Source organism: Tardiphaga sp. GW821-FHT12E02, assembly GCF_058807155.1.
Genome location: NZ_JBXAQK010000001.1, coordinates 5,524,933 through 5,551,466, shown reverse-complemented (window position 1 = coordinate 5,551,466; position 26,534 = coordinate 5,524,933). Strand labels below are relative to the sequence as shown.

At 63.1% G+C, this 26,534-nt stretch carries 26 protein-coding genes and 1 other RNA gene; 10 read left to right on the top strand and 17 right to left on the bottom strand.

Features of this window, described 5'->3' with window-relative positions; all coding sequences use genetic code 11:
• The first annotated feature begins 177 nt into the window (after positions 1–177).
• Positions 178–2,049: an ABC transporter ATP-binding protein/permease gene (locus AC1RQ5_RS26065; protein WP_493202851.1), complete on the top strand. Its 1,872-nt coding sequence runs from the start codon at positions 178–180 to the stop codon at positions 2,047–2,049.
• A gap of 9 nt (positions 2,050–2,058) precedes the next feature.
• Here AC1RQ5_RS26065 and AC1RQ5_RS26060 read toward each other — a convergent pair whose 3' ends face one another.
• Genes AC1RQ5_RS26060 through AC1RQ5_RS26040 form a run of 5 tightly spaced genes read right to left on the bottom strand, consistent with a single transcriptional unit; the run spans position 2,059 to position 5,114 of the window.
• Complete coding sequence (locus AC1RQ5_RS26060; RefSeq protein WP_493202849.1) at positions 2,059–2,340, bottom strand: type II toxin-antitoxin system RelE/ParE family toxin; 282 nt, start codon at positions 2,338–2,340, stop codon at positions 2,059–2,061.
• Positions 2,337–2,564: a hypothetical protein gene (locus AC1RQ5_RS26055; protein WP_398482467.1), complete on the bottom strand. Its 228-nt coding sequence runs from the start codon at positions 2,562–2,564 to the stop codon at positions 2,337–2,339. The genes AC1RQ5_RS26060 and AC1RQ5_RS26055 overlap by 4 nt, the downstream gene beginning before the upstream one ends.
• Positions 2,565–2,617: 53 nt before the next feature.
• Positions 2,618–3,055: a GNAT family N-acetyltransferase gene (locus tag AC1RQ5_RS26050; protein WP_493202846.1), complete on the bottom strand. Its 438-nt coding sequence runs from the start codon at positions 3,053–3,055 to the stop codon at positions 2,618–2,620.
• A gap of 1 nt (position 3,056) precedes the next feature.
• Entirely contained in the window at positions 3,057–4,088 is a 1,032-nt protein-coding gene (locus AC1RQ5_RS26045) for a peptidoglycan -binding protein (RefSeq protein WP_398482471.1), read from the bottom strand.
• Positions 4,089–4,091: 3 nt separating this feature from the next.
• Positions 4,092–5,114 carry a flagellar motor protein MotA gene (locus AC1RQ5_RS26040; protein WP_493202845.1) on the bottom strand — a complete coding sequence of 341 codons (1,023 nt, stop codon included), beginning with the start codon at positions 5,112–5,114 and terminating at the stop codon, positions 4,092–4,094.
• A 180-nt stretch (positions 5,115–5,294) separates the two neighbouring features.
• Between AC1RQ5_RS26040 and AC1RQ5_RS26035 the strand changes: the two genes are divergently transcribed.
• The 4 genes from AC1RQ5_RS26035 to AC1RQ5_RS26020 all read left to right on the top strand — a co-directional run bounded on the left by AC1RQ5_RS26035 (position 5,295) and on the right by AC1RQ5_RS26020 (position 11,754).
• On the top strand, positions 5,295–6,110 hold the full coding sequence (locus AC1RQ5_RS26035; protein ID WP_493202843.1) for a DUF1295 domain-containing protein: 816 nt from the start codon (positions 5,295–5,297) through the stop codon (positions 6,108–6,110).
• A complete protein-coding gene (locus AC1RQ5_RS26030; RefSeq protein WP_493202842.1) occupies positions 6,107–7,153 on the top strand; it encodes an SAM-dependent methyltransferase in 1,047 nt (348 codons plus the stop codon). The genes AC1RQ5_RS26035 and AC1RQ5_RS26030 overlap by 4 nt, the downstream gene beginning before the upstream one ends.
• Positions 7,154–7,364: 211 nt before the next feature.
• Positions 7,365–8,576 carry an efflux RND transporter periplasmic adaptor subunit gene (locus tag AC1RQ5_RS26025; protein WP_398482479.1) on the top strand — a complete coding sequence of 404 codons (1,212 nt, stop codon included), beginning with the start codon at positions 7,365–7,367 and terminating at the stop codon, positions 8,574–8,576.
• Positions 8,577–8,586: 10 nt separating this feature from the next.
• On the top strand, positions 8,587–11,754 hold the full coding sequence (locus AC1RQ5_RS26020) for a multidrug efflux RND transporter permease subunit (RefSeq protein WP_493202840.1): 3,168 nt from the start codon (positions 8,587–8,589) through the stop codon (positions 11,752–11,754).
• A 155-nt stretch (positions 11,755–11,909) separates the two neighbouring features.
• Here the strand turns inward: AC1RQ5_RS26020 and AC1RQ5_RS26015 are convergent, their stop codons facing one another.
• The 11 genes from AC1RQ5_RS26015 to tkt form a co-directional block, all read right to left on the bottom strand.
• Positions 11,910–12,704 (bottom strand): inositol monophosphatase family protein, encoded by a 795-nt coding sequence (locus tag AC1RQ5_RS26015; protein ID WP_398481510.1) that lies wholly within the window; start codon positions 12,702–12,704, stop codon positions 11,910–11,912.
• Positions 12,705–12,907: 203 nt separating this feature from the next.
• Positions 12,908–13,969, bottom strand: a complete 1,062-nt coding sequence (locus tag AC1RQ5_RS26010) for a tetratricopeptide repeat protein (RefSeq protein WP_493202838.1) — start codon at positions 13,967–13,969, stop codon at positions 12,908–12,910.
• 23 nt (positions 13,970–13,992) lie between these two features.
• Positions 13,993–14,676: a thiamine phosphate synthase gene (locus AC1RQ5_RS26005; protein ID WP_493202836.1), complete on the bottom strand. Its 684-nt coding sequence runs from the start codon at positions 14,674–14,676 to the stop codon at positions 13,993–13,995.
• A complete protein-coding gene (locus AC1RQ5_RS26000) occupies positions 14,673–15,695 on the bottom strand; it encodes a class I fructose-bisphosphate aldolase (protein WP_493202834.1) in 1,023 nt (340 codons plus the stop codon). Before AC1RQ5_RS26000 ends, AC1RQ5_RS26005 begins: the two co-directional genes overlap by 4 nt.
• Before the next feature lie 50 nt (positions 15,696–15,745).
• Complete coding sequence (locus tag AC1RQ5_RS25995) at positions 15,746–16,072, bottom strand: type II toxin-antitoxin system PemK/MazF family toxin (RefSeq protein ID WP_493202833.1); 327 nt, start codon at positions 16,070–16,072, stop codon at positions 15,746–15,748.
• Positions 16,069–16,275, bottom strand: a complete 207-nt coding sequence (locus tag AC1RQ5_RS25990) for an antitoxin MazE family protein (RefSeq protein ID WP_398481518.1) — start codon at positions 16,273–16,275, stop codon at positions 16,069–16,071. The genes AC1RQ5_RS25995 and AC1RQ5_RS25990 overlap by 4 nt, the downstream gene beginning before the upstream one ends.
• Before the next feature lie 85 nt (positions 16,276–16,360).
• Positions 16,361–17,428, bottom strand: coding sequence for a class II fructose-bisphosphate aldolase (gene fba, locus AC1RQ5_RS25985; RefSeq protein WP_398481520.1), 1,068 nt, complete (start codon positions 17,426–17,428; stop codon positions 16,361–16,363).
• A 171-nt stretch (positions 17,429–17,599) separates the two neighbouring features.
• Positions 17,600–17,836 carry a hypothetical protein gene (locus AC1RQ5_RS25980; RefSeq protein ID WP_493202830.1) on the bottom strand — a complete coding sequence of 79 codons (237 nt, stop codon included), beginning with the start codon at positions 17,834–17,836 and terminating at the stop codon, positions 17,600–17,602.
• 57 nt (positions 17,837–17,893) lie between these two features.
• On the bottom strand, positions 17,894–19,087 hold the full coding sequence (locus AC1RQ5_RS25975) for a phosphoglycerate kinase (RefSeq protein WP_493202828.1): 1,194 nt from the start codon (positions 19,085–19,087) through the stop codon (positions 17,894–17,896).
• Between the two features lie 147 nt (positions 19,088–19,234).
• Positions 19,235–20,245, bottom strand: a complete 1,011-nt coding sequence (gene gap, locus AC1RQ5_RS25970; RefSeq protein ID WP_493202826.1) for a type I glyceraldehyde-3-phosphate dehydrogenase — start codon at positions 20,243–20,245, stop codon at positions 19,235–19,237.
• 121 nt (positions 20,246–20,366) lie between these two features.
• On the bottom strand, positions 20,367–22,352 hold the full coding sequence (tkt, locus tag AC1RQ5_RS25965) for a transketolase (protein ID WP_493202824.1): 1,986 nt from the start codon (positions 22,350–22,352) through the stop codon (positions 20,367–20,369).
• 328 nt (positions 22,353–22,680) lie between these two features.
• Here tkt and AC1RQ5_RS25960 point away from each other — a divergent pair, with 328 nt between their 5' ends.
• The 5 genes from AC1RQ5_RS25960 to AC1RQ5_RS25940 all read left to right on the top strand — a co-directional run bounded on the left by AC1RQ5_RS25960 (position 22,681) and on the right by AC1RQ5_RS25940 (position 25,244).
• Positions 22,681–23,007: a DUF4164 domain-containing protein gene (locus AC1RQ5_RS25960; RefSeq protein ID WP_398481532.1), complete on the top strand. Its 327-nt coding sequence runs from the start codon at positions 22,681–22,683 to the stop codon at positions 23,005–23,007.
• Positions 23,008–23,014: 7 nt separating this feature from the next.
• Positions 23,015–23,398: a cell division protein ZapA gene (locus AC1RQ5_RS25955; RefSeq protein WP_398481570.1), complete on the top strand. Its 384-nt coding sequence runs from the start codon at positions 23,015–23,017 to the stop codon at positions 23,396–23,398.
• Between the two features lie 168 nt (positions 23,399–23,566).
• Positions 23,567–23,726, top strand: a non-coding RNA gene (gene ssrS, locus AC1RQ5_RS25950) — 6S RNA.
• A 110-nt stretch (positions 23,727–23,836) separates the two neighbouring features.
• The gene (locus AC1RQ5_RS25945) at positions 23,837–24,424 is read left to right on the top strand and encodes a 5-formyltetrahydrofolate cyclo-ligase (protein WP_493202822.1); all 588 of its coding nucleotides are present in this window, start codon (positions 23,837–23,839) and stop codon (positions 24,422–24,424) included.
• Between the two features lies 1 nt (position 24,425).
• Positions 24,426–25,244, top strand: a complete 819-nt coding sequence (locus AC1RQ5_RS25940) for a TIGR00282 family metallophosphoesterase (RefSeq protein WP_398481536.1) — start codon at positions 24,426–24,428, stop codon at positions 25,242–25,244.
• A 148-nt stretch (positions 25,245–25,392) separates the two neighbouring features.
• Here AC1RQ5_RS25940 and ppk2 read toward each other — a convergent pair whose 3' ends face one another.
• Positions 25,393–26,319, bottom strand: coding sequence for a polyphosphate kinase 2 (ppk2, locus tag AC1RQ5_RS25935; protein WP_493202820.1), 927 nt, complete (start codon positions 26,317–26,319; stop codon positions 25,393–25,395).
• Positions 26,320–26,534 lie beyond the last annotated feature (215 nt).

Sequence of the window (26,534 nt, the reverse complement as noted above, 5' to 3'; positions counted from 1 at the left end):
GCGATGGCGGATTTGCCGCGTCTATATCGCAGGAACGCCCGTCCGACAAGGACTTGTCGCAATTGGTCCAGAACCATTGATCCGGACCCGTTTCCCCGGATCCGTTGACCTATGTCATTTGCCAGCCGGCGCGCATCGGCCTATCTGAGGCCGCAACGACAAGAACGGTTATAAATCATGAGTGCAGTCGAACGGCTCGACGATTCCCGCGGCGCCCCGGACAAGGCCCTCGCACCGGTTCCGCAGCCGGAGCCCGTGCTGGAAGAGCCCACATTGGCCGATACCGTGGTCACCCCGCCGGCGCCGAGCCGCGCCAAGCTGCGCCCGTTGCTGGCGCTGGCGCCCTATGTGGCGCGCTATCGCGGCCGGGCGCTGCTGGCGCTGGTATCGCTGCTGATCGCCGCCATCACGACCCTCGTCGTCCCCATCGCAGCTCGCCGCATGATTGACTTCGGCTTCAGCCCCGAAGGCATCGCGATGATCAACAGCTATTTCAGCGTGATGATCGCGGTGGTGGTGGTGCTCGCAGGCGCCAGCGCGGCCCGCTATTATCTGGTGATGACCATCGGCGAGCGCATTGTTGCCGATCTTCGCAGCGATGTGTTCAAGCATCTCACCGCGCTGTCGCCGGCCTTCTTCGATACGTCGCGCTCGGGCGAACTGGTGTCGCGCCTCACCGCCGACACCACGCAGATCAAGTCTGCCGTCGGTGCTTCGGTCTCCATCGCGCTCCGCAACATCGTGCTGTTCCTCGGCGCCGCCGCCATGATGGTGGTGTCGAGCCCGAAACTGTCCGGCTTCGTGCTGGCGGCGATTCCGCTGATCGTGATCCCGCTGGTAGCCTTCGGCCGCTGGGTGCGCCGGCTGTCGCGCAACGCGCAGGATACGCTGGCCAGCGCCTCCGCCTATGCCAGCGAACTGGTCGGCGGCATGCGCACGGTCCAGGCCTATACCAATGAGTCCTACGCCAATGCGCGTTTCGGTGGCGAGGTCGAACAAGCCTATGAAGCCGCCCGTGGCGCCACCCGCGCGCGCGCCGTGCTGACGGCCATCATCATCTTCATCGTGTTCTCGAGCGTGGTCGGCATTCTCTGGGTCGGCTCGCATGATGTCTTGCTCGGCGAAATGACGCCGGGTCGGCTCGGCCAGTTCGTGCTTTATGCTGCCTTCGCGGCGTCGAGCCTCGGCCAGCTCAGTGAAGTCTGGGGCGAGATTTCCTCCGCCTCCGGTGCCTCCGAACGGCTGTTCGAGCTTCTCAATGTGAAGTCCGATGTTGCGGCGCCGGAAAAGCCGCGCGCCTTGCCGGTGCCGGCGCGCGGGGACCTCGCCTTCGACAATGTCTCCTTCGCTTATCCGACCCGTCCCGACGTGCTGTCTGCCGCCGGTGTCTCCCTGTCGGTCAAGGCTGGCGAGAAGGTTGCGATCGTCGGGCCGTCCGGTGCGGGCAAGAGCACCCTGTTCCATCTCCTGCTGCGCTTCTACGATCCGAAGAGTGGCACCATCTCCATGGATAGCGTGCCGATCCGTGAGGCCGATCCGCAGGAGCTGCGCACCCGCATCGCGCTGGTGCCGCAGGACTCGGTCGTCTTCGCTGCCACTGCGCGCGAAAATATTCGCTTTGGCCGTCCGGATGCGAGCGATGCCGAAGTCGAGCGCGCCGCCGATCTGGCGCACGCCACCGAATTCATCCGCCGTCTGCCGGAAGGATTTGACGCGCCGCTCGGTGAGCGTGGCGTGACACTGTCCGGTGGCCAGCGCCAGCGCATCGCCATCGCCCGCGCCATCCTGCGCGACGCGCCGCTGCTGCTGCTGGACGAGGCCACTTCGGCGCTCGATGCGGAATCCGAGACGCTGGTGCAGACCGCGCTGGAAGAGCTGATGAAGCACCGCACCACGCTGGTGATTGCGCACCGCCTCGCCACCGTGCTGTCCTGCGACCGCATCCTGGTGATGGAGCATGGCCGCATCGTCGAGCAGGGCACGCATGCCTCGCTGGTCGCGGCGAACGGGCTCTATGCAAGGCTGGCGCGATTGCAGTTCGGGGTGTGAGACCGCGAGCTACAAATCTGATGCGGCACGCGACGAGTGCCGTATCGTGTGGATGATCACTTCTTCATCGCTGACTTCGTAGAACACCAGATATCGATAGGGTAATGTCGTAATTCGCCTGACCGTCGGATCTTCGGTCAGGACGCCGATATACGGGTTGCGCGCGAGCAGATCGACCGTCAGCTGGATACGCTGGTGAACGCGCTTTGCGCCTGTCGGCGAGTGCTGCGCGATATAATCGAGGATAGTGGTGAGGTCGTTGAGCGCGCGCGGTGTATACCGCGGACTCATAATCCGTGCTTGGCCCAGACGGCGCGGACTTCGTCATCCGTCGCGAACTGCCCTTTAGCCGCTTGCGCTTTTGACTCGGCGATCGCAGCTCGCTCCTCAGGGGATAGAGCAACGGGTGCGCCTTCATCGCCTGCAAGCTGCAGCACGATACGAGCAATGTCGTCCTGGGCGTCCGCCGGAAGGGCGCGAGCGATTTCCACAGCCTGGTCGAGCAGCTTGGTCATAGCGGGAGTATACTACAGACGGGCTCTGCCGGGAAGATATCTGGAAGGGGTTCTTAAGTCTTCCACTCCATCACATCGACGGCTCGGCCTGATGAGTTCACTTCCTCAGTGGATTTTACAAATCCGTTGCGCAGATAAAACTTGATAGCCCGCACATTGTCCGCATTGACCTTCAGCGTCACGCCGCCGGGCGACAGCCGTTTGGCCTCGTTCATCAGCTTCCGCGCAACATCGCTGCCCCACTGTGCAGGGCCGACCACGAGCTGATCGAGATAGCCCGTGCCATCGATGGTGACGAAGCCGACTAACGCACCGTCCTGCTCGGCCACCACGATCTGCGCTGCCGGCACCAGCTCGGTGCGCCAGCGCTCGCGCCACCAGTCCACGCGCTTGTCGAAATCGATCGAGGGATAAGCGAGCTTCCAGGTCTCCAGCCACAGCGCGATGGAGGCGTCTTCGTCCTCGGCGCGATAGGGGCGCAGCTTCGTCATCTCATCGCTCAGTCAGCTTGAGCTCGATGCGACGGTTGCGCTTGTAGGCGTCATCCGTCTGCGCCACATCAAGCGGCTGAAACTCTGCAAAGCCCGCAGCAAGCAGGCGCTGGGCCGGGACGCCGAGCGACACCAGATACTGCACCACCGAGATCGCGCGTCCCGCCGACAGCTCCCAATTCGTCTTGAAGACGGGATTGTTGAGGATCGGCCGCGAGTCGGTGTGGCCATCGACGCGCATCACCCAGGGGATCTCCTGCGGGATCTGCTTGTCGAGTTCGGTCAGGGCGCTGGCCACCTTGTCGAGTTCGGCGCGGCCTTCCGGCAGCAGCTCGGCCTTGCCGGCATCGAAGAACACTTCCGACTGGAATACGAAACGGTCGCCGACCACGCGGATATCCGGACGGTTGCCGAGAATGGCGCGCAGGCGGCCGAAGAATTCCGAACGATAGCGCGACAATTCCTGCACACGCTGCGCCAGCGCAACGTTGAGGCGCTGGCCAAGATCGGTGATGCGGCCCTGGGATTCCCGGTCGCGCTTCTCGGAGGCATCGAGCGCATCCTCCAGCGCGGCGAGCTGGCGGCGCAGCGCGGAGATCTGCTGGTTCAGCACCTCGATCTGCGCCAGCGCGCGCGATGATACCTGCTTCTCGGAATCCAGCGCCTTGTTGAGTTCGCTGTTGCGGCCCTGCGCATCGGCGCCAGCACCGGCGAGGCCATCATACAGGCCCTTGACGCGGTCGCGATCGGCCTGCACGGCGGCGAGGCCGGCGCGCAGCGATGTCAGCTGCTCATCGAGATTGACCTTGCCGAGTTTCTCCAGCGACAGCATGTCGCTGAGCTGGGCGAGCTTGGCGTTCAGCTCGTCGATCGCCTTGTCCTTCCCCGTCACTTCCTGCGACAGGAAGAACTGCACGACCAAAAACACCGACAGCAGGAAGACGATGGACAGCACCAGCGTCGACAGGGCATCGACGAAGCCCGGCCAGTAATTCATCTCGGAAGAGTTGCGTCGGCCGCGTGCGAGCGCCATGGGTCAGCTCTTCTCCGGCTGGCGGGCGATGTGCTCCAGCAGTTTCCGGATCTCTTTGCTCTGCTCGCCCTGGCTGTCCGCCCATTCGCGGATCATCTCCTGCTCGCTGCGCATATGCGAGACGAGGCCCTGGATGGCGTCGGCGAGATTGGCCATGGCCGTCGAGGTGCTGCGGCTGCCGCTGTCCTCGACGGAGCGGCGCAGCCGCTCGATGGCTTCCAGCAATTCCGGCGGCGCGCCAGTCGGCGTGGCAGAGGCAACGGGCGCGATGGCAGGCGCGCCGGAATATTCGGTGACGGTGGAGGCGAGCCAGTCTTCGAGGTCGGTGTAGAAGCGGTTCTGCGCCTGGCTCGATTGCAGGTCGAGGAAGCCGAGGATCAGCGAGCCGGCGAGGCCGAACAGCGAGGACGAGAATGAAATGCCCATGCCGCTCAGCGGCGCGGCAAGTCCTTCCTTCAGCGTATCGAACAGCGAACCGGAATCACCGCCGACCTTGAGACCTTCGATCACCTTGCCCACCGAGCCCACGGTCTCGATCAGGCCCCAGAAGGTGCCGAGCAGGCCGAGGAAGACCAGCAAGCCGGTCATGTAGCGCGAAATGTCGCGGGCCTCGTCGAGGCGCGTGGCGATGGAATCCAGCAGGTGCCGCATGGTCTGCTGCGAGATCGACATCCGTCCGGTGCGCTCGCCGCCGAGAATCGCGGCCATCGGTGCCAGCAATGTGGGGCGGCGCTCCATCGCGAGGCCGGGATCGGAAATGCGGAAATTGTTGACCCAGCGCACCTCGGGATAGAGCCGTATCACCTGTCGGAACGACAGGATGATGCCGATCAGGAGCACGCCGCCGATCAGTGCGTTCAGGCCGGGATTGGCGAGGAAAGCCGCATAAATCTGCTTGTACAGCACCGTGCCGATCAGCCCGCACAGCACCAGAAACACCAGCATGCGGACCAGGAAGATCCGTGGCGATGACAGTTTTGTCAGTTCGATCTCTATCGCGGAGCGGGAAGAGGGAGCTGTCGCCATGGGTGCTTCATCTGCTTGGGAGGATCACGGTCGGACGAGCAATATGGCACAGCCGGACGACAAAAAAAGATCAGATAGTGCGGAAAAGGCAACGTTGTTCGGAACTTCAGGCTGAAACTGCGCTTGATGAGCTGCGTATTTGTAAAAGACCTTTGCAATGAGACGTTTACGGGGCTGAGGATGGTGATTGTATACTTGCAGGCACTGCTGATGATTGCAGTGGCGCTGTCGGTGCTGATGGCTCTTGCCTGGGTGGTGCAACAGCGCACCGGCAACTCGGGTTGGGTCGATACGATCTGGACATTCTCGCTCGGTCTCGTGGGTGCCGCAGCGGCTCTGTGGCCGATCGCCGATCAGCCGCCGAATGTTCGGCAGTGGCTGGTGGCAGCGCTTGTTGTGATCTGGTCGGTGCGGCTTGGCTCCCACATCGCGGCGCGGACCGCGGGCATCACCGATGATCCGCGCTATGCCGCCTTCGCAAAGGAATGGGGCGCCGATTCGCCGCGAAAGATGTTTCTCTTTCTGCAGAACCAGGGGCTCGGCTCGGTCCCGCTGGTGTTCGCCATTTTCGTCGCGTCGCGCTTCCCGTCGGACGCGCTGCGGTTGCAGGATTATCTCGGCGTGCTGATCCTCTTCACCGGCATTGCCGGCGAGGCGCTGGCAGACAGGCAACTGAAAACCTTTCGCTCCGATCCCGCCAACAAGGGCAAAGTCTGCGACATCGGCCTGTGGCGCTGGTCGCGACATCCGAATTACTTCTTCGAATGGTTCGGCTGGCTGGCTTATCCCGTCATCGCATTGTCGGTGAATTATCCGTGGAGCCTCGCAACGCTGCTGGCGCCGCTGTTCATGTACTGGATCCTGCGTCACGTCACCGGCGTGCCGCCGTTGGAAGAGCAGATGTTGAAATCGCGCGGCGACGGCTACCGCGCCTATCAGGCCCGCACCAGCGTGTTCTTCCCGCTGCCGCCGCGCCGTCCGGGAGCCGCTGCATGAGCTTTGTTGCGCGCATGATCGAGACGGCCGAGCGCGTGCCGTTGCCCGATCTGGTGATCCGTGCCGGCATCCAGCAGCTATGCGCACGCACGGCGTTGAAACTCGCTGAATGCGATCGGGAGACCGACGCGATCTTCGCTCGCGAAATGGCCACGCGGGCCGTGGCCGAGCACACGGATGCTGCGAATGAGCAGCATTACGAAGTGCCCGCGGAATTCTTCGCGCTCGTGCTCGGTCCCAACCGGAAATATTCGAGCTGCTTCTACAAGGACGAGGCCACGACCTTGCGGGAAGCCGAGGAAGAGGCATTGCGTCAGACGGTCGAGCATGCCGATCTGCAGGATGGCCAGTCTATTCTCGAACTTGGCTGCGGCTGGGGCTCGCTGTCGCTCTCGATGGCGCGGCAGTTTCCGAATGCATCGATCACGGCGGTGTCCAATTCCAACTCGCAGCGCGCTTACATCGAGGCGCAGGCCGTGGAGTGCGGTTATGCGAATCTGCGCGTCGTCACCAAGGACATGAATGTCTTCCAGCCCGAGCAGACATTCGATCGCATCGTGTCGGTGGAAATGTTCGAACACATGATGAACTGGCGCGAGCTGATGACGCGCGTGAAATCATGGCTGGCCCCGGATGGCCGCTTCTTCATGCATATCTTCACCCATCGCTCCGGTACTTATCTGTTCGATCGCAGCGACAAGGAAGACTGGATCGCGCAGCATTTCTTCACCGGCGGCGTGATGCCGAGCCACTCGCTGGTCCAGCAATATCGCGACATCTTCGCGGTCGAAAAGGAATGGGCCTGGAGCGGCACGCATTACGCGCGCACCGCACGGGATTGGCTCGACAATTTCGATGCGCATCGCGATGCCATCGAACGCATTTTCAAGCCCGTCTATGGACGCGACACTGCGCTATGGATGCGGCGCTGGCGCTGGTTCTTCCTGGCGACAGAAGGTCTGTTCGGCTTCGCCGATGGCAGCGAGTGGGGCGTCAGTCACTACCGCATGACCGCGGTTAACCGCATGGTAAGAGTTCCATAGGCGTCACGTTCGCGTGAAGCCTGAATGCGTATTTGTTTTCAACGTGATAGACTGTGTGGCAATGCGCCGCCACGATATGTGTTGCGCTGCAATAGGGCGGTTTTTATTTTGCCCGTATCACGTTCGATAAATCCGTCTGCGCGTGAGAGGCGATCATGTCCTACGCAGACGTCGATGCTTGTTCGAATTGCAAATTGGGAAATTAAAATCGATGACGATCATCAATGCACGCGCTGCAGGCTTCGCGCTTCTGCTGGCAGGGCTCGCGCCTGTGCTTGCGGGATGCAACGAACCGAAGGATGCGGTGGCAGCGGCGCCGGCAGCACCGGAGACCGAGGTGAGCGTCGTAACCGTCAAGCAGCAGGCGCGCGCCATCGTGCGTGAACTGCCGGGCCGTATCGCGCCGACCCGCGTCGCCGACGTGCGCTCGCGCGTGTCCGGCATCATCATCGAGCGTGCCTTCCATCAGGGCACCGAGGTGAAGGCGGGCGATACGCTGTATCGCATCGACCCGAAGCCGTTCGAAGTTGAACTGCAGGCTGCCAAGGCGTCGCTGCAGAAGGCTGAGGCCGCCTATGAGACGGCCACACTGCAGGCGCGACGCCTGACGAATCTGGCGCAGCAGAAAGCCGTGTCCGAAGCTGAAGGCGAGCGTGCGACCGGCGCCCAGCGCCAGGCCGAAGCGGAGATCGCCGCGCGCAAGGCCGATGTCGCCCGCGCCCGCCTCAATCTGGATTACGCGACCATCCGTGCCCCGATCGACGGCATCGTCGGTGCGGCGCTTGTGACCGAAGGTGCGCTGGTCGCGCAGAACGACACCACCAATCTCGCCACCATCCAGCAGCTCGATCCGATCTATGCGGACTTCACGCAGTCGGTGTCGGAGCTGAACAATCTGCGCCGCTCGTTCGAGACCGGCGATCTCGAGCGCATCGCGCCCGATGCCGCCAAGGTGCGCCTCGTATTCGACGACGGCTCGATCTATCCGCTGGTCGGCAAGCTTCTGTTCTCGGAAGCCAAGGTCGATACCTTCACCGGCCAGGTGACGCTGCGCGGCGAATTCCCGAATCCGAAGCGTGAACTGCTGCCGGGCATGTATGTCCGCGTGCAGATCGAGCAGGGCATCGACACCGATGCCATCGCCGTTCCGCAACAGGCGATCCAGCGCAATGGCGGTGGTGGTGCCGAAGTCTTCGTCGTCAAGAGCGACGGCCATGTCGCGGTGCAGCCGGTCAAGACCGGCGCCGTGCAGGATGGTTTGTGGTTCGTGATGGAAGGCCTCAAGGGCGGCGAGCAGATCGTCGTCGAGGGCTTCCAGAAGTTCACGGCTGGCGACAAGGTCAAGACCGTGAAGTGGTCTGATCCAAGCCTGGCGGCGAATTTCTCCGGCGAGCCCCAGAAGACCACGCAAGCGCGGCCCTGAGTAAGAGAACATGGCTAGATTTTTTATCGACAGGCCGATTTTCGCCTGGGTCGTCGCGCTTTTCACGTGCCTGTTCGGCGCGATCGCAATCCCGCTGCTGCCGATCGCACAATATCCGATCATCGCGCCGCCGCTGATTTCGATCAGCGCCAGCTATCCCGGTGCGTCGCCCGAAAATCTCTACAACAGCGTCACCCGCCTGATCGAGGAAGAGCTCAACGGCACGCCCGGCCTGCTGTTCTTCGAATCCACCAGCGACTCCCTCGGCTCCGTCGAAATTCTCGCCAGCTTCGAGCCCGGCACCGAAATCAGCGCAGCATCGGTCGAAGCACAGAACCGCATCAAGCGCGTCGAGCCGCGGCTGCCGCGTGCGGTGATCCAGCAGGGCATCCGCATCCAGGAAGCATCTGCGCAGGTGCTGCAGATCATCACCGTCAGTTCCACCGATGGCAGCCTCGATGAGGTCGGCCTCGGCGATTTCATGACGCGTAATATCGTCGGCGAGATCCGGCGTATTCCCGGCGTCGGCCGCGTGCAGTTGTATTCGACGGAGCGCGCGCTGCGCGTCTGGGTCGATCCGGCCAAGCTGGTCGGCTACAACCTCACTTCCGACGATGTCAGCAAGGCCGTCACGGCGCAAAACGCGCAGGTGGCGTCGGGCGCGATCGGCTCGGAGCCAAGCCCCGCGGAGCAGCGCACATCGGCACTGGTGCTGGTCAAGGGCCAGTTGACCACGCCGGAGGAATTCGGCGCGATCGTGCTGCGCGCCAATCCGGACGGCTCGGCGGTGCGCCTGCGCGATGTGGCGCGGGTCGAGATCGCGGGCTTTAATTATCAGTTCAAGACGCGCCAGAACGGCAAGCCGGTGGCTGGCCTGGCGGTGCTGATGTCGCCGACCGGCAACGCGGTCGCGACCGCGGGCGCCATCGACGCCAAGATGAAGGAACTGTCGAACAACTTCCCGGCCAATATCAAGATCGAGATTCCCTACAACGTCACGCCGGTCATCAATGCCGCCATCAACAAGGTGCTGATGACGCTGCTCGAGGCGGTCGTCCTCGTCTTTATCGTGATGTTCCTGTTCCTGCAGAATTTCCGCTACACGCTGATCCCCACCATCGTGGTGCCGATCGCATTGCTCGGCACCAGCGCGGTGCTGCTGACGGTGGGCTATTCCATCAACATGCTGACCATGTTCGGCATGGTGCTCGCCGTGGGCATTCTCGTCGACGACGCCATCGTGGTGGTGGAAAACGTCGAGCGCATCATGAGCGAAGAGGGGCTGTCGCCGAAGGAAGCCACCAAGAAGGCGATGGACCAGATCACCAGCGCGATCATCGGCATCACGCTGGTGCTGATGGGCGTGTTCATTCCGATGGCGTTCTTCCCCGGTTCGGTCGGCATCGTCTACAAGCAGTTCTCTGTCACCATGATCGCCGCCATCGCCTTCTCGGCGTTGCTGGCGCTGTCGCTGACGCCGGCATTGTGCGCGACCCTGCTGAAGCCGATCGAGAAGGGCCACGGCCATTCGCATTCCGGCCTGTTCGGCTGGTTCAATCGTGGCCTCGACAATGTGCGCGATCGTTACACCGGCACGGTGGCGTGGTCGCTGAAGCGCACCGGTCGCCTGATGCTGGTCTATGTGGCGTTGCTGGTCGGCCTCGGCTGGGCCTTCGTGCGCATGCCTGGCGGCTTCCTGCCCATCGACGACCAGGGCTTCATCACCACCGACGTGCAGACGCCGTCGGATTCGTCCTATGCCCGTACCGAAGGCGCCATCAAGCAGGTCGAGGAATATCTCGCCAAGAAGGAAGGCGTCGCCAATGTCGTGTTCCTGACCGGCTTCAGCTTCCTTGGTCAGGGCCTCAATACCGCCCAGGCCTTCATCTCGCTGAAGGACTGGTCGGAGCGATCCGACAAGGAATCCGCGGCGCAGATCGTTGAGGACATCAACAAGGATCTCGCCAGCATCCGCGACGCCGAAATCTCCGGCCAGCAGCCGCCGCCGGTCGACAATCTCGGCGTCTCCGCGGGCTTCAGCTTCCGTCTGCAGGATCGCGGCCAGAAGGGCTTTGAGGGGCTGGTCGAAGCGGCCAACAAGCTGGTCACCGAAGCCAATGCCGGCTCCGTCATCCAGAACGCCTATATCGAAGGCCTGCCACAGGCACCGATCGTCAATCTGACGATCGACCGTGAAAAGGCCGGCGCTTTCGGCGTCACGTTCGAGGACATCAACAACACGATCTCGACCAATCTCGGTTCGGCCTACACCAACGACTTCCCGAACCGCGGGCGTATGCAGCGTGTGCTGGTCCAGGCGGATGCAGCCATGCGTATGAATGCATCGGATATCCTGAACTACAATGTGAAGAACAATCGCGGCCAGCTGGTGCCGTTCTCGTCCTTCGCCACGGTGGAATGGGCGCGCGGTCCGAGCCAGATCATCGGCTTCAACTACTATCCGGCGATCCGTATTTCCGGCGAGGCCAAGCCCGGCTTCACGTCGGGCGACACGATCAACGAGATGGAGCGGCTGGCAGGCAAACTGCCGCGCGGCTTCGGTTATGAATGGGCGGGGCAGTCACTGCAGGAGAAGCTGTCGGGCTCGATGGCGCCGTTGCTGCTCGGATTGTCGGCGCTGGTGGTGTTCCTGATTCTCGCGGCGCTTTACGAGAGCTGGACGATCCCGGTGGCCGTGCTGATGACGGTGCCACTCGGCATCATCGGCGCGGTGCTGGCCTCGACGCTGCGCGACATGCCCAATGGCGTCTATTTCACGGTGGGCCTGATCACGATCATCGGTCTGGCGGCCAAGGACGCCATCCTGATCATCGAATTCGCCAAGGATCTGCGCGCCCAGGGCAAGTCGCTTTACGATGCGACGATGGAGGCATGTCAGTTGCGCTTCCGCCCGATCGTGATGACCGGCATGGCCTTTATCTGCGGCGTGCTGCCGATGGTGGTGTCGTCCGGCGCAGGCTCGAAGAGCCAGCAGGCGCTCGGCACCGGCGTCGCCGGTGGCATGCTCGCAGTGGTCATCCTGGCGCTGCTGTTCGTGCCGATCTTCTTCGTCTGGGTGCAGAACCTGTTCTCACCGGACAAGCCGAAGAAGGATGAGGCGAAGGAAGACGCGAAAGACACCGAAGGCGCTGCGACACCGGCCCCTTCGCACGGCTGACGAGACCGCAAACAAAAAAGCCCGGATGGCGGCGAGCCATCCGGGCTTTTTTGTTCAGAGCGTAGGGCGGATGAGCGAAGCGTCATCCGCCGGCCGAATTCATTGGGAAACTCCGCGGCGGATGACGGCTACGACTCATCCGCCCTACGCCTTGCTTACTTCTTCGACAAAGGCCGCAGCAGCTTCACCAGCGTGTTGTGCACGACTTCGTTGCCGCACACGACATCGCCGGTCTTCAGCAGGTCGCCGCCATCGATATCGCTGACGAGGCCGCCGGCTTCCTTGATCATGATGATGCCGGCTGCGACATCCCAGGGCTGCAGGTTGCGCTCCCAATAGCCATCGAGACGCCCGGCCGCCACGAAGGCCATGTCCAGCGACGCTGCGCCAAAACGGCGGAGGCCGGCGACCTTCGGCTGCAGCGCCGCCATTTCGTTGCGCGACAGCTCGAAATCGCCGCGGCCGATATGCGGCAGGCCACAGGCGATCACGCAGTCATGCAGCTGCTGACGGCCGGCCACGCGCAGGCGGCTGTCATTGAGAAACGCGCCGGCGCCCTTCTCGGCCATGTAGAGTTCTTCATTGCCGGGATTGTAGATCACGCCGGCAATGATCTGGTCCTCGCGGAGAAGGCCGATCGAGATCGCGAATTGCGGAATGCCGTGCAGGAAGTTGGTGGTGCCGTCGAGCGGATCGACGATCCAGGTGTGGCTCTTGTCCGTGCCTTCGCGGCTGCCGCCTTCCTCGCCGAGAAAGCCGTAGCCGGGGCGCGCCTTGTTGAGGTCCGTATAGAGCATCTCCTCGGCGCGCTTGTCGGCGAGGGAGACGAAATTGGCAGGGCCCTTCAGAGACACCTGCAGATGCTCGATTTCGCCGAGGTCACGCTTGAGGCTGCGGCCGGCGCGGCGCGCGGCCTTCACCATGACGTTCATAAGGGCCGAATTGATCATGATCTCGTCTCGCGACGACCTGTCGTCAGGTCTTCAGAATGGGGGTTGCTAGGGCGATGGGTGCCCGTTGGGGGCCATCGCGTCAAGGGTGGATCGTTTCAGACTGCAGGGTGGGCAAAGCGGAGCGCGCCCACCATCTCAACCCGTAAGCGGTGGTGGGCACGTCGCTCCGCTCCTTTGCCCACCCTACGGGCCGCAAATAGTCACTTCAGCGTCGAGCCGAGCCATTTATTGGCCGCCTGCTGGGCCTGGGCGCGCTCCTGGGGGCTCGCGCCGGCCAGCAGTTCGTCCAGCATCAGGTCGCCCTTGCCGGCGGTCTTGGCCACGATGTGCCAGCGCAGGCCTTCCATCCGGTCATCGGTATTTGTGCGCAAGGCAAGCACCCGGGCGAGGCGGTTCTGCGCGATCGGGCTGTTCTGCCGGGCTGCCTTGCGGAGCAGGGTGATGGCCGCCGCCTCGTTTTTCGAGGTTCCCGTGCCGTTATAGAGCGCGATGGCATATTCCACCTCGGCATCCACATTGTCGGCCATCGAGGCCGCCTGCAGCAGGCGGACCGCCTTGTTGATGTCCTTCTCCACGCCGGTGCCCTCCTTGTAGAAGGTGGCCAGCGCATATTGCGCTTCCGGATTGCCGGCGTCGGCGGCCTGTCGCAGCAGCTCGGCCGAGCGCTTGACGTCCTGCGGCAGGGTCTGCCCGTCGAGATAGAGCAGCGCGAGATTATAGGCGGCCTTGGGATTGCCGAGTTTGGCGGAGGACGCCAGCAGTTTCACGGCCTCGTCGCGGCCGCCCGGATTCGTCCGTTCGGATATGCGCAGCATCGCCAGCGCGAACATCGCCTCGCGGTCGCCGCGATCGGCGGCGCGCTTGTACCATTCCGCAGCCTGCTGATAATTGCGCTTGATGCCGATGCCGTTGGAATAGAGCTCGCCCAGCATGGTCATCGCCTTCGGATCATTGTTCTCCGTGGCGCGCTTGGTGGCGAGGTCGAGGGCGGTCTTGTACAGGCCGCGCTGATAGGCGCCGTAGACGAGGTCGGCGCGGGGATCGACGGGCTCTTCGGCGGTTTTTTCCGGCTGCTTCGTGGGCGGCGCCTTCTTGGCGCTGTCGGGGGCTTTCTTCGCGGCGTCCGGCGCTTTCGCAGGCGCCTTGGCCGGCGGCTGCTTCGGGGCAGCCTTCTGACTTGGCGGTGTCTGGGCGGCAGGCGGTGTCAGCGACATCTGCGCGAAGGCCGCCGTCGTGAGCAGGCAGCCGGTCGTCACGAGCATTGTGCGCAGCGTCTTCACGAAACTCAGCCCTGTGCCGCTTGGAAGCGCGCAAGCAGCGCGGCATGGCCCTGCTTGATCGCTTGTTCGACCTCGGCGAGCGCTGTAGCGGCGCCACGCTGATCGTCCCAGACGAGATCGCCGACCAGCACGAAGTCTGCACCGGCGGCAGCAAACTGTTCGGCTTCGGCAAGCGTGGCCGCATAGGCAACGCAAGGCGGTTCGAACAATTCAGCCCACCATTCCACGCGCTCCGCAATGGCATCTGCGGACGGGCGTTGGCCCTTGGTATCCGGCTCGCCGAACAGCACATAGTCGGCGCCGGCTTCACCGGCCGACATCGCGTGATGCCGCGTCGTCAATCCGCCGCAGCCGGCGATCCAGTCGGGCTTCAGCGCCGGTAGCGCCTCTTGCATGGGCGCGAGGCCGGGCAAATGCGCACCATCGGCGCCGCCGCGCGCGACGAGGTCGGCATGGCCTTCAACCAGCAATGCGGCGTCTGCATTTTGCGCCACCTGAGCGACGGCCTTGATGCGGCTGGTGAGGCTTCGCGGATCCGAAGGCGCCAGGCGCAGCAACACGGCGGCGACATCGGCCTTGCCGAGCAATGCCGGCAATGCGCCAACCAGCGCGGCCGGGTCTTCAATCACGGGCGTCGCGAGATAAAGCCGCGGAGCGGGGGGCGCTGGAGATTTAGCAGCCAAGATCATGCAGCCTTTTCTTGTTCGGCGGTCCATGTGCCGGACGCGGCGAGCGAATTCATCCGCGCGCGATGGGTGAAAGCTTGTTGTCCGGCGACCACGTTCTCGGCCTTGCCTGCCCACGCCTTCTGCGGCGCGGCCTGAAGCGCACGGCCATAGGAGAACGTGAGCGGCCAGGGCAAGCCGCCGATCTTGTTCATCGCGTCGAGATGTGCGGTGGCCTCTTCATCGGACTGGCCACCGGAGAGAAACGCGATGCCCGGCACCGATGCGGGGACGCAGTTCTTCAACATGCGGACGGTCTTCTCGGCGACGTCGCCGACGCTTGCCTGCGTCTTCGATGTCTTGCCGGAGATCGCCATGTTCGGCTTCAGGATCATGCCCTCCAGCGCCACGCGCTGGATGCGCAATTCCTGAAAGGTCTTGTTGAGCACGCGCGTCGTCACCTCGACGCAGCGATCGATATCGTGATCGCCATCCATCAGCACTTCCGGCTCGACGATCGGCACGATCTGCGCCTGCTGGCACAGCGCCGCATAGCGCGCGAGCGCATGGGCATTCACCGAGATCGCGGCCATCGACGGGATGCCGCTGCCGATATCGATCACCGCCCGCCATTTGGCAAAGCGCGCGCCGCGCTCGTAATATTTCGGCAGCCGTTCGGCCAGTCTGTCGAGGCCGACGGTGATGAGTTCGCCGGGGCAGTTCGGCAGCGTCTGGGTGCCTTCGTCGACCTTGATGCCGGGAATGGCGCCGGCTTCCTCGATCAGGCGGACCAGCGGCGTGCCGTCCTTGGCATCCTGCCAGATCGTCTCGTCATAGAGGATGACGCCGGAAATGGCGTTGCTCATGGCCTCGCGGGAGCGGAACAGCATCTCGCGATAGTCGCGGCGCGTCGTTTCGGTCGATTCCACGCCGATCGCATCGAACCGCTTCTTGATGGTGCCCGAGGACTCATCGGCCGCGAGCAGGCCCTTGCCGGGCGCGACCATGGCGCGGGCGATTTTGTTGAGATCGGCGAGGTTCATCGGAGCGGTCCTGAAAGATGGCTGCTTCTTACGGACAATAACGACGGATGTCAGGCAAATCCGAGGAAAACGGCGAGGGCGCGGTTAACCCGGTCCATATCATGGGCGTCGAGATGCCCGAATACCTCGCCGATTTTTGACCTCGGCAAGGTTGCGCATTTGTCGGCCATCACCTGCGATCTCACCTCGAGCCCGTTGTCGGCGTTTGGCTCGATCAGGATTCGAAGCGTTCGAGCAATGCTCGTTACGTTACTGGTTAGCGGTAGAAATGTTACGGAATCCAGACCTTCATCCCAGATCGCCTGAACGATGACAGCAGGGCGTGCTTTTCCATAAGCTCCCTGCATGACCACGGTCACAAGGTCGCCCCGTTTCATGTCCAGCCATCGATCTCGATGCCGGAAAGCTCTTCGAGAATTTGTTTCTCATCCGGGCTGGCATTGATCGCTGCAATCTCGCGCGCGATCTGCGCCTTGAATTCCGGCGAATTCACATCCGGCACCCAGATGGTCACCGGCTTCAGGCCGGCGGCCTTCATCTTTGCGCGGTGCTTGCGGACCCGTTCGGCGCCTGTCGCCATGACGACCTCCACTTTGTTACATGTAACATAGCGAAAGTCGTCCTGGTCTGCAAGTCATGCGTGCATCCGTTCGGGATGCGTGCAATCAGGCGATCTTCGCGTTCAGCTCGCCTGCGGCATAGCGCTTGGCCATCTCGGCGGTGGTCAGCACGCGCTTCACCTTGCTGGCCTGGCCGGCGGTGTTGAACTCCTGCAGGCGCTGCTTGCAGAGCTTGGTCATCGCTTCCATCGCCGGCTTCAGATATTTGCGCGGATCGAATTCGCTGGGATTTTCGGACAGGATCTTGCGGATCTGGCCGGTCATCGCCATGCGGTTATCGGTGTCGATATTGATCTTGCGCACGCCATGCTTGATGCCGCGCTGGATCTCGGCCACCGGCACGCCCCAGGTCGGCTTCATCTGGCCGCCGAACTTGTTGATGATGTCCTGCAGATCCTGCGGCACCGAGGATGAGCCGTGCATCACCAGATGCGTGTTCGGCAGCTTGCGGTGGATTTCCTCGATCACGTTCATGGCGAGGATGTCGCCATCCGGCTTGCGGGTGAACTTGTAGGCGCCATGCGAGGTGCCCATGGCGATCGCCAGCGCGTCTACCTGGGTTTCCTTGACGAATTTCACGGCTTCATCGGGATTGGTCAGCAGCTGGTCATGGGACAGCTTGCCCTCGGCGCCGTGGCCGTCCTCGGCTTCGCCTTCGCCGGTTTCCAGCGAGCCGAGCACGCCGAGTTCGCCTTCCACCGAGATGCCGCCGAGATGCGCCATGTCGGTCACGGTCTTGGTCACGCCGACATTGTAGTCCCAGTCGCCCGGCGTCTTGCCATCGGCCTTCAGCGAGCCGTCCATCATCACCGAGGTGAAGCCGGCCTGGATCGCGGTCATGCAGGTGGCGGCCTCGTTGCCGTGGTCGAGATGCACGCAGACCGGGATGTGCGGATAGATTTCGGTGACGGCGTCCATCATGTGCTTGAGCATGATGTCATTGGCGTAGGAGCGCGCGCCGCGGGACGCCTGGATGATCACCGGCGCATCAACGGAGTTGGCGGCTTCCATGATGGCCAGCGCCTGCTCCATATTGTTGATGTTGAAGGCCGGTACGCCGTAGTCGTTTTCCGCCGCATGATCGAGCAGTTGACGCAACGTGATACGGGCCATGCGGGAAACTCCTGAGTTATGGTTTTATGAGACGGGCACGGGTTCGCGCCAAAGGGATACCCCGCTCATAGCGCGAGCCCGAGGCGAATCCAAGACGCCAGACGTCGCGCGAGCGGCCAGCGTTAATGCGCGAAGTGGTATGCCGTTCCAGCAAGCGGAAATAAGAGACGCCTAATGCTCGCCGGACTCAAGTGCAGCGACACGTTCTTCAACTTCGGTCACTCTCTCGTCGAAATCACCAGCCGTTGCCCGCATCATGACGAGCATGCCGGCAGCGTCACGGCGCTGCTTGCGGCTTATTTCCTCCAGTCGATCAAGACGCTGCTCGACCGACTGGCGAAATAACGAAATATCCTCTCGGATTGCGATCAGGATATCTGTCGTGATGTTGATCGGTTCGGTTGCCATTGCAGGAACATATCATAAACGTATCGGCCTGCAACGGCAATCTGAAGTTGCTAAAAACTACTTCTTCAGCACTTCGACGCCCGGGAGCGGCTTGCCTTCCATCCATTCGAGGAAGGCGCCGCCAGCTGTGGAAATGTAGGTGAAATCATCCGCCACGCCTGCATGGTTGAGCGCAGCAACAGTGTCACCGCCGCCAGCCACCGAGATCAGCTTGCCTTCGTTGGTCCGCTTGGCGGCATGCTTTGCAGCCACCACGGTGCCGCGATCGAACGGTGCGATTTCGAACGCGCCCACCGGGCCGTTCCATACCAGCGTTGCGGCATCGTCGATCGCCGCATGGATGCGCTCGATCGATTGCGGGCCGACATCGAGGATCATGCCATCTGCCGGGATCGCATCGAGGCCATAGGCTTGCGACGGCGTGTTGGCTTCAAACTTGAATGCGACCGTCGCATCCACCGGCAAGATGATCGCGCAGCCGGCTTGTTCGGCCTTCTCGAGAATGCGCAGCGCCGTTGGCGCCAGATCCTTTTCACACAGTGACTTGCCGACGCCGATGCCCTGCGCATGCAGGAAGGTGTTGGCCATGCCGCCACCGATCACCAACGCCTGGACCTTGCTGACGAGGTTTTCGAGCAGATCGATCTTGGTCGAGACCTTTGCGCCGCCGACGACAGCGATCACAGGGCGTTTTGGCGCATCCAGTGCCTTGCCGAGCGCATCAAGCTCGGCCTGCATGGTGCGGCCGGCATAGGCCGGCAGTTTATGGCCGAGGCCTTCGGTGGTCGCGTGCGCGCGATGTGCCGCCGAGAACGCATCATTGACCCAGATGTCGCCGAGCTTGGCGAGTTCGGCCACGAAAGCCGGATCGTTCTTTTCTTCGCCGGCGTGGAAGCGGGTGTTTTCCAGGCAGAGGATGTCGCCATCCTTCATCGCGGCCACGGCCTTCGCGGCAGCCTCACCGATGCAATCGTCGGCGAAGGCGATCTGCTTGTTGAGGACATTGGCCAGCGCGGCAGCGACCGGCTTCAGCGAGTTCTTCTCGTCGCGGCCCTTGGGGCGGCCGAAATGTGCGAGCAGGATGACCTTGCCGCCTTTGTCGGAGATGCTGGTGATGGTCGGCGCAATGCGCTCAAGCCGGGTCGCGTCGGTGACCTTGCCGCTGTCCATGGGGACATTGAGATCGACGCGCACGAGAACGCGCTTACCCTTCACATCGACATCATCGAGGGTGCGGAAAGAATTGGTCATGGCTGGCTCGGTCGGTTGGCTCTCATCCTTCGAGACGCCGCGCCGAGGCGCGGCTCCTCAGGATGAGGCGGAGTTCTGGAGAAGAACCCTCATGGTGAGAAGCGCGCCCACAGGCGCGCGTCTCGAACCATGAGTTAGTCGGTCTGCTTACAGCAGCTTGCCCATCGCGACGGCCGTGTCGGCCATGCGGTTGGAGAAGCCCCACTCGTTGTCATACCAGGACAGCACGCGCACCAGCGTGCCGTTCTGTACCTTGGTCTGGTCGAAGGCGAAGGTCGACGAATGCGGGTCGTGGTTGAAGTCGATCGACACGTTCGGGTGCGCGGTGGTGCCGAGCACGCCCTTCAGCTCGCCGGCGGCGGCCTTCTTGATGGCTTCGTTGATCTCTTCTTTGGTCGTCGCCTTCTTGGCGATGATCTTGAGGTCGACGACCGAGACGTTCGGGGTCGGCACGCGGATCGAGACGCCGTCGAGCTTGCCGGCCAGTTCAGGCATCACCAGGCCGATGGCCTTGGCAGCACCCGTCGAGGTCGGGATCATCGACATGGCTGCTGCACGGCCGCGATAGAGATCGCTGTGCAGCGTGTCGAGCGTTGGCTGGTCGCCGGTGTAGGCATGGATCGTGGTCATGAAGCCGGTCTCGATACCGACGGTCTCGTTCAGCACCTTGGCAACCGGCGCCAGGCAGTTGGTGGTGCAGGAGCCGTTGGAGACGACCAGATGATCCTTGGTCAGCGTCTTGTGGTTGACGCCATAAACGATGGTCGCGTCAGCGCCGTCCGACGGTGCGGACACCAGCACGCGCTTGGCGCCTGCGGTGAGATGCGCGGTGGCCTTTGCCTTCGCCGAGAAGATGCCGGTGCATTCGAGCGCGATGTCGATGCCGAGGTCCTTCCAGGGCAGCGTGTTCGGATCGCGCACCGCGGTGACCTTGATCTTGTTGCCCTTGCCGAGCTGGATCGTGTCCCCGTCGACAGTCACTTCACCGGGGAAGCGGCCATGCACGCTGTCGAAGCGCAGCAGGTGAGCATTGGTCTCAACCGGGCCGAGATCGTTGATGGCAACCACTTCGATGTCGGTGCGGCCCGACTCGTAGATCGCCCGCAGCACGTTGCGGCCGATGCGGCCAAAACCGTTGATCGAAACCCGGATCGCCATTCATTTTCTCCTTGTTGCGCCCTGCCTTGCGTGAGGGCTTCATATAGTCCCGTTTGCGGGCATTTCATGCCCTGAATGGGACATTGGTGCAATGCGTCACATCACCAATGTCCCGGTAGCGTTAAGCCGCGTTGTGCTTGCGGGTAGCGGCGTCCACAACGGCTTCCGGCGTGATGCCGAACAGCTTGTACAGCTCCTTCGCCGGCGCGCTGGAGCCAAAGCCCGTCATGCCGATGAAGATACCGTCATGGCCGATCACGGCATCCCAGCCGAAGCGCACGGCGGCCTCCACCGCGATCTTCACCGGCGCATCGCCGATGATCGCCTTCTGCTTGTCTTCCGGCTGCTCCAGCAGCAGTTCGAGCGAGGGCACCGAGACCACGCGCGTGGCAATACCCTTCTCGGCCAGCGTCTTCTGTGCGGCGACGGCGATCTCGACTTCTGAGCCCGATGCGAAGATCGAGACGGCGGCCTTGCCGTTGGCGGCGACAAGCTCATAGCCGCCATTGGCGGAGAGGTTGTCATCGTGATGCGTGGTGCGCACCGGCGCGAGATTCTGGCGCGACAGCGCGAGCATGGTCGGACCATTGGTCTTCTCCATCGCCAGCTGCCAGCACTCCGCAGTCTCGACCGTATCGGCTGGACGGAAGACGCGCATATTCGGCATCGCGCGCATGGCGGCCAGATGCTCCACCGGCTGGTGGGTCGGGCCGTCTTCGCCGAGCCCGATCGAGTCATGCGTCATGATGTAGATGACCGGGATCTGCGCCAGCGCCGAGATACGCATCGCGGGACGCGCATAATCGGTGAAGCACATGAAGGTCGCGCCGGCCGGGATGAAGCCGCCATGCAGCGCAATGCCGTTCATAGCTGCAGCCATGCCCATTTCGCGAATGCCGTAGTGAATATAGCGGCCCTTGAAGTCGCCGGTCTTCACTTCGATCGCCTGCTTGGTGCGGGTATTGTTCGACGGGGTAAGATCCGCCGAGCCGATCACCATTTCCGGTACCACCTGCACCAGCGCTTCCAGCGCGAGTTCGCTCGCCTTGCGGGTCGCCACAGTCTGCGGCTCGTCCACCAGCTTCTTCTTCAGCTGGCGGATCGCGTCTGCCATGGCTGCGGGGCGCTTGTGGTCGTTGCGGCGCGTGAACTCAGCCTTCTTGTCGGCCGGCTGCGCGTCAAAACGCTTCTGCCAGTCGGCGTGCGCAGCGGCGCCCTTCTTGCCGACATCGCGCCAGGCAGTGAGGATGTCGTCCGGGATTTCAAACGGGCCGTAATCCCAGCCCAATGCCTTCTTCGTCGCTGCGAGTTCTTCCGCGCCAAGCGGCTCGCCATGCGCCTTCGAGGTGCCGGCGCGCTTCGGCGAGCCAAAGCCGATCGTGGTTTTGCAGGCGATCAGCGACGGACGATCCGATTTCTGCGCATCCTTGATGGCAGCGGCGATCGCAGCCTGATCATGGCCATCGATCTGAACGGCGTTCCAGCCATGCGCCTTGAAGCGCGCGACCTGATCCACGCTGTCCGTCAGCGACAGCGGACCATCGATGGAGATGCCGTTGTCGTCATACAGGAAGATCAGCTTCGACAGCTTGAGATGGCCGGCAAGCGCCAGCGCCTCATGGCTGACGCCTTCCATCAGGTCACCGTCGGAGCACAGCACATAAGTGTGGTGATCGACGATATCGCCATATTCCGCAGCAAGCATGCGCTCGGCGAGCGCGAAGCCGACGGATGTCGCAACACCCTGGCCGAGCGGGCCGGTCGTGGTCTCGACGCCCGATGTGTGGAAATTCTCGGGATGGCCCGGCGTCGCCGAATGCAGCTGGCGGAAATTCTTCAGCTGGTCGAGCGTCATCTCCTTGTTGCCCGTCAAATAGAGCAGGGCATAGAGCAGCATCGAGCCATGGCCGGCCGACAGGATGAAGCGGTCGCGGTCCGGCCACTTCGGATCGGCGGCATCGAATTTCAGGAACTGGGTGAACAGCACGGTGGCGACGTCCGCGGCGCCGAGGGGCAGGCCGGGATGGCCGGAATTGGCCTTTTGCACGCCATCCATGGCCAAAGCGCGAATAGCATTGGCCATTTTCGAGTGATCAACCTGCGCCATCTTGTGTTCCGTTTATCTTGAAAACTGAGCCGTCTTGGGAGTGAACCGTCTGCAGCCGCGGGGTGTGCGGCATTGCAGTATGTGCGGCATCGCATTGGAGAACGGGTGGATAGCACCTCGGTTCCGGGAGTCCAAGCCATCCCCGGGAGTGCGGCCTCGTTCGCAGGATAACCCCGGTTTTTGACCGCTTTACGGTGCATAGGTTTTGGGCCGGCGTTGCGTCCGAAGCGCCGTCCGCCTAAATTTCGAGCCTAAAACCTTGCCGCGGCGTGTTTTTTGGCGTCGCGCGCCCAGTCAGGTTCCGCCAGCCAAGGTGTCTCGCGCCGGTATGATCGAACGTCCCGCCCATCTCTCTGCCTCCGACCCTGCCCATGGCGGGGCGCAGGAGATCGAGTCCGCGACGCGCCGGCTGATGACGGCGCTGGATGCGCTCGAAAGCGCTGTGGAGCGCCGTCGCGAGGCCGATCGCGATGAGGATGAGCTGGCGGCGCGGATCCAGGCGCTCGGCGCCGATCGCTCGCGCCTCGCCGACGAGCTCGATGGTTCGCTGGTGAAAACGCGAAAACTCGAGCGCACCAATCGCGAGATTGCAGGCTCCCTGGATGCCGCCATCGGCACCATCCGCACGGTTCTGGCGGAGCAGGTTCGTGAGTGATCATGGCATGACCCACGTCAACGTCACCATCAATGGCCGGCAATATCGCATGGCCTGCGAGGAAGGGCAGGAGACGCGCCTGCTGCGTCTCGCCGATAGTCTCGAATCGCGGGTCACCGGTTTGCGCGGCAAATTCGGCGAGATCGGCGATGCCCGTCTCACGGTGATGGCGGCGCTGATGGTGGCCGACGAGCTGGTCGATGCCAACGCGCAGATCCGTGCGCTGCAGGAAGAGCTGATGGCCTTGCGTGACGTTCGCGTCGTCGCCGCCGATCGCGCCCGCGCGACGCAGACGGCGGTGGCTGCGGCGCTGAACGCGGCAGCCGAGCGTATCGAGAAGACGACTCAGGTGCTCAACCGCACCATCGGCGGCGGGGTTGCGATCGGCTAGGTTGTCGTCCCCGCGCAGGCGGGGACCCATAACCCCCGAAACGCAATTCAGACGGCCGAGCAGCCACACCCCTGTCTCCGCCATTTCGCCTGTGTGTATGGGTCCCCGCCTGCGCGGGGACGACGGGCACCACTGGCGCATCCGCCCCATAACCCCTACATTGCTCATGCGAGGCTGCGTCGCGCGTCAGGAGCCATATATCCCCGGGGCCTTATCGATCCTCACGGGAACTGTCCCTGGCCAGGTCCGTGGACCTGGTCACACGGTGCCCACCTACTTTCGTAGGTGCTCCGGGATCGCGTGCTTCAACGGCCACCGTGGCTTCGCACTTTTCTTTTTCGTCACGCCTATGCGTGCTCCTTAACCTCATCGCTCAAAGCCATTGAGGTATCGCGCCGATCCGCTTTTGCAGCGGCACGATGAGGCCTAGTCTGCAGCATGTCCGATACGCCGCCGACCCCCAGCAAAACCGAACTCCGCATCGCCGCCCTCGCACGGCGCTCTGCGCTGGGCGAGGCCACGCGTGATGCTGCTGCACGGGCACTGGCCGCGCATCCGTTTCCGCTCCCCATCGCCCCCGGCACCATCGTCGCCGGCTATTCCCCGATCCGCAGCGAGATCGATCCGGTGCTGCTGATGCAGGCGCTCGCGGCCCACGGCGCGCGTCTCGCGCTGCCGGTGATCATCGCCCGCGACGAACCCCTGATGTTCCGCGTCTGGAAGCCCGACAGTGCCCTCGTCGCCGGCTCGCTTGGCATTCTCGAGCCGCCGCCGGAGGCGCCGCAACTCATACCGGATATCCTGCTGGTGCCGCTCGCGGCCTTCGACCGCGCTGGCCACCGCATCGGCTATGGCGCCGGCCATTACGACCGCACCTTCGCGCAATTGAGGGCGATCAAGCCGTTTACCGCCATCGGCCTGGCCTTCGATACCCAGGAAATCGAGGCCATCCCCATGCAGCCGCACGACGTGGCGCTCGATTTCGTGCTAACCGAGACGCGTATGATCGATTTTCGGAGCATCTGAGTTGCGTATTCTCTTCATCGGTGACGTGGTCGGAAAGACCGGCCGCGTGATCATCCTCGACAAGCTTCCCGGCCTGATCCGCGATTGGAAGCTCGATCTCGTCGTTATCAATGGCGAGAACGCTGCCGGCGGTTTCGGCATCACCGAGTCCATCTACAATGACCTGATCGATGCCGGCGCCGATGCGGTGACGCTCGGCAACCACGCCTGGAATCAGAAGGAAGCGCTGGTCTTCATCGAGCGCGCGCCGCGCCTGATCCGTCCGCTGAATTTTCCGCGCCACACGCCTGGCCGCGGTGCCGCGTTGATCGACGCCAAGAACGGCGCCCGTGCGCTGGTCATCAATGCCATGGGCCGTGTCTTCATGGAGCCTCTGAACGATCCGTTCGCCGGCATCGCGAAAGAAATCGAAGCGTGTCCGCTGGTGGACGCTGCGGATGCCATCGTTGTCGATTTCCATTGCGAGGCGACCAGCGAGAAGCAGGGCATGGGCCATTTCCTGGACAGCCGAGTCAGCCTCGTGGTCGGCACGCATACGCATATCCCGACGGCCGATCACCAGATTCTGCCCGGCGGCACCGCCTACATGACCGATGCCGGCATGACCGGTGATTATGACTCCGTGATCGGCATGCAGAAGGAAGAGCCGGTCCGCCGCTTCGTCACCGGCATCCCGAGCGGTCGCTTCGAGCCAGCCTTCGGCCCCGCGACGCTGTCGGGCGTCGCGGTGGAGACGGACGACAAGACCGGGCTGGCGACGCGGATCGCACCGGTGCGGATCGGCGGACGTCTGTCGCAGACGGTGCCGGATTTCTGGTGAGGCGACTGCGTCCGCAATCCGCTGTGTCCTCATCCTGAGGAGCCGCGCAAAGCGCGGCGTCTCGAAGGATGGTGGCGTGCGCCGAGCCTCGCCATCTCATGGTTCGAGACGCGCGCCAAGCGGCGCGCTCCTCACCATGAGGGCCTGATCAATACTTCTCCGGCACATACATTTCCGGCGGCACGGGCTTGCGGAAGTAGTCCGGATTGCGCACGCGCGGCGGCAGGATGACTTCGTCCTGCGGCACCTCGCCATACGGGATCTGCTCGAGCAGATGCGCGATGCAGTTCAGGCGGGCCTTCTTCTTGTCGACAGCCTGCACCACATGCCACGGCGCTTCCGGGATATGGGTGTGTTCGAGCATCGCTTCCTTGGCCTTGGTATAGGCCTCCCAGCGCGCACGCGACTGCACGTCCATGGGCGACAGCTTCCACTGCTTGAGCGGATCGGCAATGCGCATGGAGAAGCGCAGGTGCTGCGCCTCGTCGGTGATGGAGAACCAGTATTTGATCAGGATGATGCCCGAGCGCACCAGCATGCGTTCGAATTCCGGCACGGTGCGATAAAACTCTTCCACCTCGGCTTCGGTGCAAAAGCCCATCACGCGCTCGACGCCGGCGCGGTTGTACCAGGAGCGGTCGAACAGCACCATTTCGCCGCCGGCCGGCAGATGCGAGACATAGCGCTGGAAGTACCATTGCGTGCGCTCGCGCTCGTTTGGTGCCGGCAGTGCGGCGACACGGCAGACGCGCGGATTGAGCCGCTGGGTGATGCGCTTGATGACGCCGCCCTTGCCGGCGCTGTCGCGGCCCTCGAAGATCACCACGACTTTCAGTTTCTCATGCTGCACCCAGCTCTGCAGCTTCACCAGCTCGCCCTGCAGGCGGAACAGCTCCTTGAAATAGGTGCGGCGATCGACGGAACTGCCGGCGTTCTGGCCCGCGAGTTCGTCGGCCATCTGGTCGAGGCGATCCTCGTCGAGTTCGAGCTCCATTTCCTCGTCATAGCTGTCGAGCATCTCCTCACGCACGCGGTCATGCATCGCTTTTGCATTGTCGGGGGAGAGTTCGTTCATGGTCGCCTCGGGAAATCGGAATGGGTGATCAATGTCAGTTCGTGGGTTGAACCAATATCGAATGTCATTGGTATGACATCGGTTCCGGGAGCGCGGTGTTAAGTCGCCCCCGCTCGGTCCCTCATGGTGAGGAGGCGCGCAGCGCCGTCTCGAACCATGAGATGGCTGGGCTCGGAGCTTTCCGCCATCCTTCGAGACGCGGCCTGCGGCCGCTC

Excerpts from the sequence above, each read along its gene's own strand:
- AC1RQ5_RS26065 (WP_493202851.1), top strand. The coding sequence starts at position 178 with ATGAGTGCAGTCGAACGGCTCGACGATTCCCGCGGCGCCCCGGACAAG.
- AC1RQ5_RS26060 (WP_493202849.1), bottom strand. The coding sequence starts at position 2,340 with ATGAGTCCGCGGTATACACCGCGCGCGCTCAACGACCTCACCACTATC.
- AC1RQ5_RS26055 (WP_398482467.1), bottom strand. The coding sequence starts at position 2,564 with ATGACCAAGCTGCTCGACCAGGCTGTGGAAATCGCTCGCGCCCTTCCG.
- AC1RQ5_RS26050 (WP_493202846.1), bottom strand. The coding sequence starts at position 3,055 with ATGACGAAGCTGCGCCCCTATCGCGCCGAGGACGAAGACGCCTCCATC.
- AC1RQ5_RS26045 (WP_398482471.1), bottom strand. The coding sequence starts at position 4,088 with ATGGCGCTCGCACGCGGCCGACGCAACTCTTCCGAGATGAATTACTGG.
- AC1RQ5_RS26040 (WP_493202845.1), bottom strand. The coding sequence starts at position 5,114 with ATGGCGACAGCTCCCTCTTCCCGCTCCGCGATAGAGATCGAACTGACA.
- AC1RQ5_RS26035 (WP_493202843.1), top strand. The coding sequence starts at position 5,295 with ATGGTGATTGTATACTTGCAGGCACTGCTGATGATTGCAGTGGCGCTG.
- AC1RQ5_RS26030 (WP_493202842.1), top strand. The coding sequence starts at position 6,107 with ATGAGCTTTGTTGCGCGCATGATCGAGACGGCCGAGCGCGTGCCGTTG.
- AC1RQ5_RS26025 (WP_398482479.1), top strand. The coding sequence starts at position 7,365 with ATGACGATCATCAATGCACGCGCTGCAGGCTTCGCGCTTCTGCTGGCA.
- AC1RQ5_RS26020 (WP_493202840.1), top strand. The coding sequence starts at position 8,587 with ATGGCTAGATTTTTTATCGACAGGCCGATTTTCGCCTGGGTCGTCGCG.
- AC1RQ5_RS26015 (WP_398481510.1), bottom strand. The coding sequence starts at position 12,704 with ATGATCAATTCGGCCCTTATGAACGTCATGGTGAAGGCCGCGCGCCGC.
- AC1RQ5_RS26010 (WP_493202838.1), bottom strand. The coding sequence starts at position 13,969 with ATGCTCGTGACGACCGGCTGCCTGCTCACGACGGCGGCCTTCGCGCAG.
- AC1RQ5_RS26005 (WP_493202836.1), bottom strand. The coding sequence starts at position 14,676 with ATGATCTTGGCTGCTAAATCTCCAGCGCCCCCCGCTCCGCGGCTTTAT.
- AC1RQ5_RS26000 (WP_493202834.1), bottom strand. The coding sequence starts at position 15,695 with ATGAACCTCGCCGATCTCAACAAAATCGCCCGCGCCATGGTCGCGCCC.
- AC1RQ5_RS25995 (WP_493202833.1), bottom strand. The coding sequence starts at position 16,072 with ATGAAACGGGGCGACCTTGTGACCGTGGTCATGCAGGGAGCTTATGGA.
- AC1RQ5_RS25990 (WP_398481518.1), bottom strand. The coding sequence starts at position 16,275 with ATGGCGACAGGCGCCGAACGGGTCCGCAAGCACCGCGCAAAGATGAAG.
- fba (WP_398481520.1), bottom strand. The coding sequence starts at position 17,428 with ATGGCCCGTATCACGTTGCGTCAACTGCTCGATCATGCGGCGGAAAAC.
- AC1RQ5_RS25980 (WP_493202830.1), bottom strand. The coding sequence starts at position 17,836 with ATGGCAACCGAACCGATCAACATCACGACAGATATCCTGATCGCAATC.
- AC1RQ5_RS25975 (WP_493202828.1), bottom strand. The coding sequence starts at position 19,087 with ATGACCAATTCTTTCCGCACCCTCGATGATGTCGATGTGAAGGGTAAG.
- gap (WP_493202826.1), bottom strand. The coding sequence starts at position 20,245 with ATGGCGATCCGGGTTTCGATCAACGGTTTTGGCCGCATCGGCCGCAAC.
- tkt (WP_493202824.1), bottom strand. The coding sequence starts at position 22,352 with ATGGCGCAGGTTGATCACTCGAAAATGGCCAATGCTATTCGCGCTTTG.
- AC1RQ5_RS25960 (WP_398481532.1), top strand. The coding sequence starts at position 22,681 with ATGATCGAACGTCCCGCCCATCTCTCTGCCTCCGACCCTGCCCATGGC.
- AC1RQ5_RS25955 (WP_398481570.1), top strand. The coding sequence starts at position 23,015 with ATGACCCACGTCAACGTCACCATCAATGGCCGGCAATATCGCATGGCC.
- AC1RQ5_RS25945 (WP_493202822.1), top strand. The coding sequence starts at position 23,837 with ATGTCCGATACGCCGCCGACCCCCAGCAAAACCGAACTCCGCATCGCC.
- ppk2 (WP_493202820.1), bottom strand. The coding sequence starts at position 26,319 with ATGAACGAACTCTCCCCCGACAATGCAAAAGCGATGCATGACCGCGTG.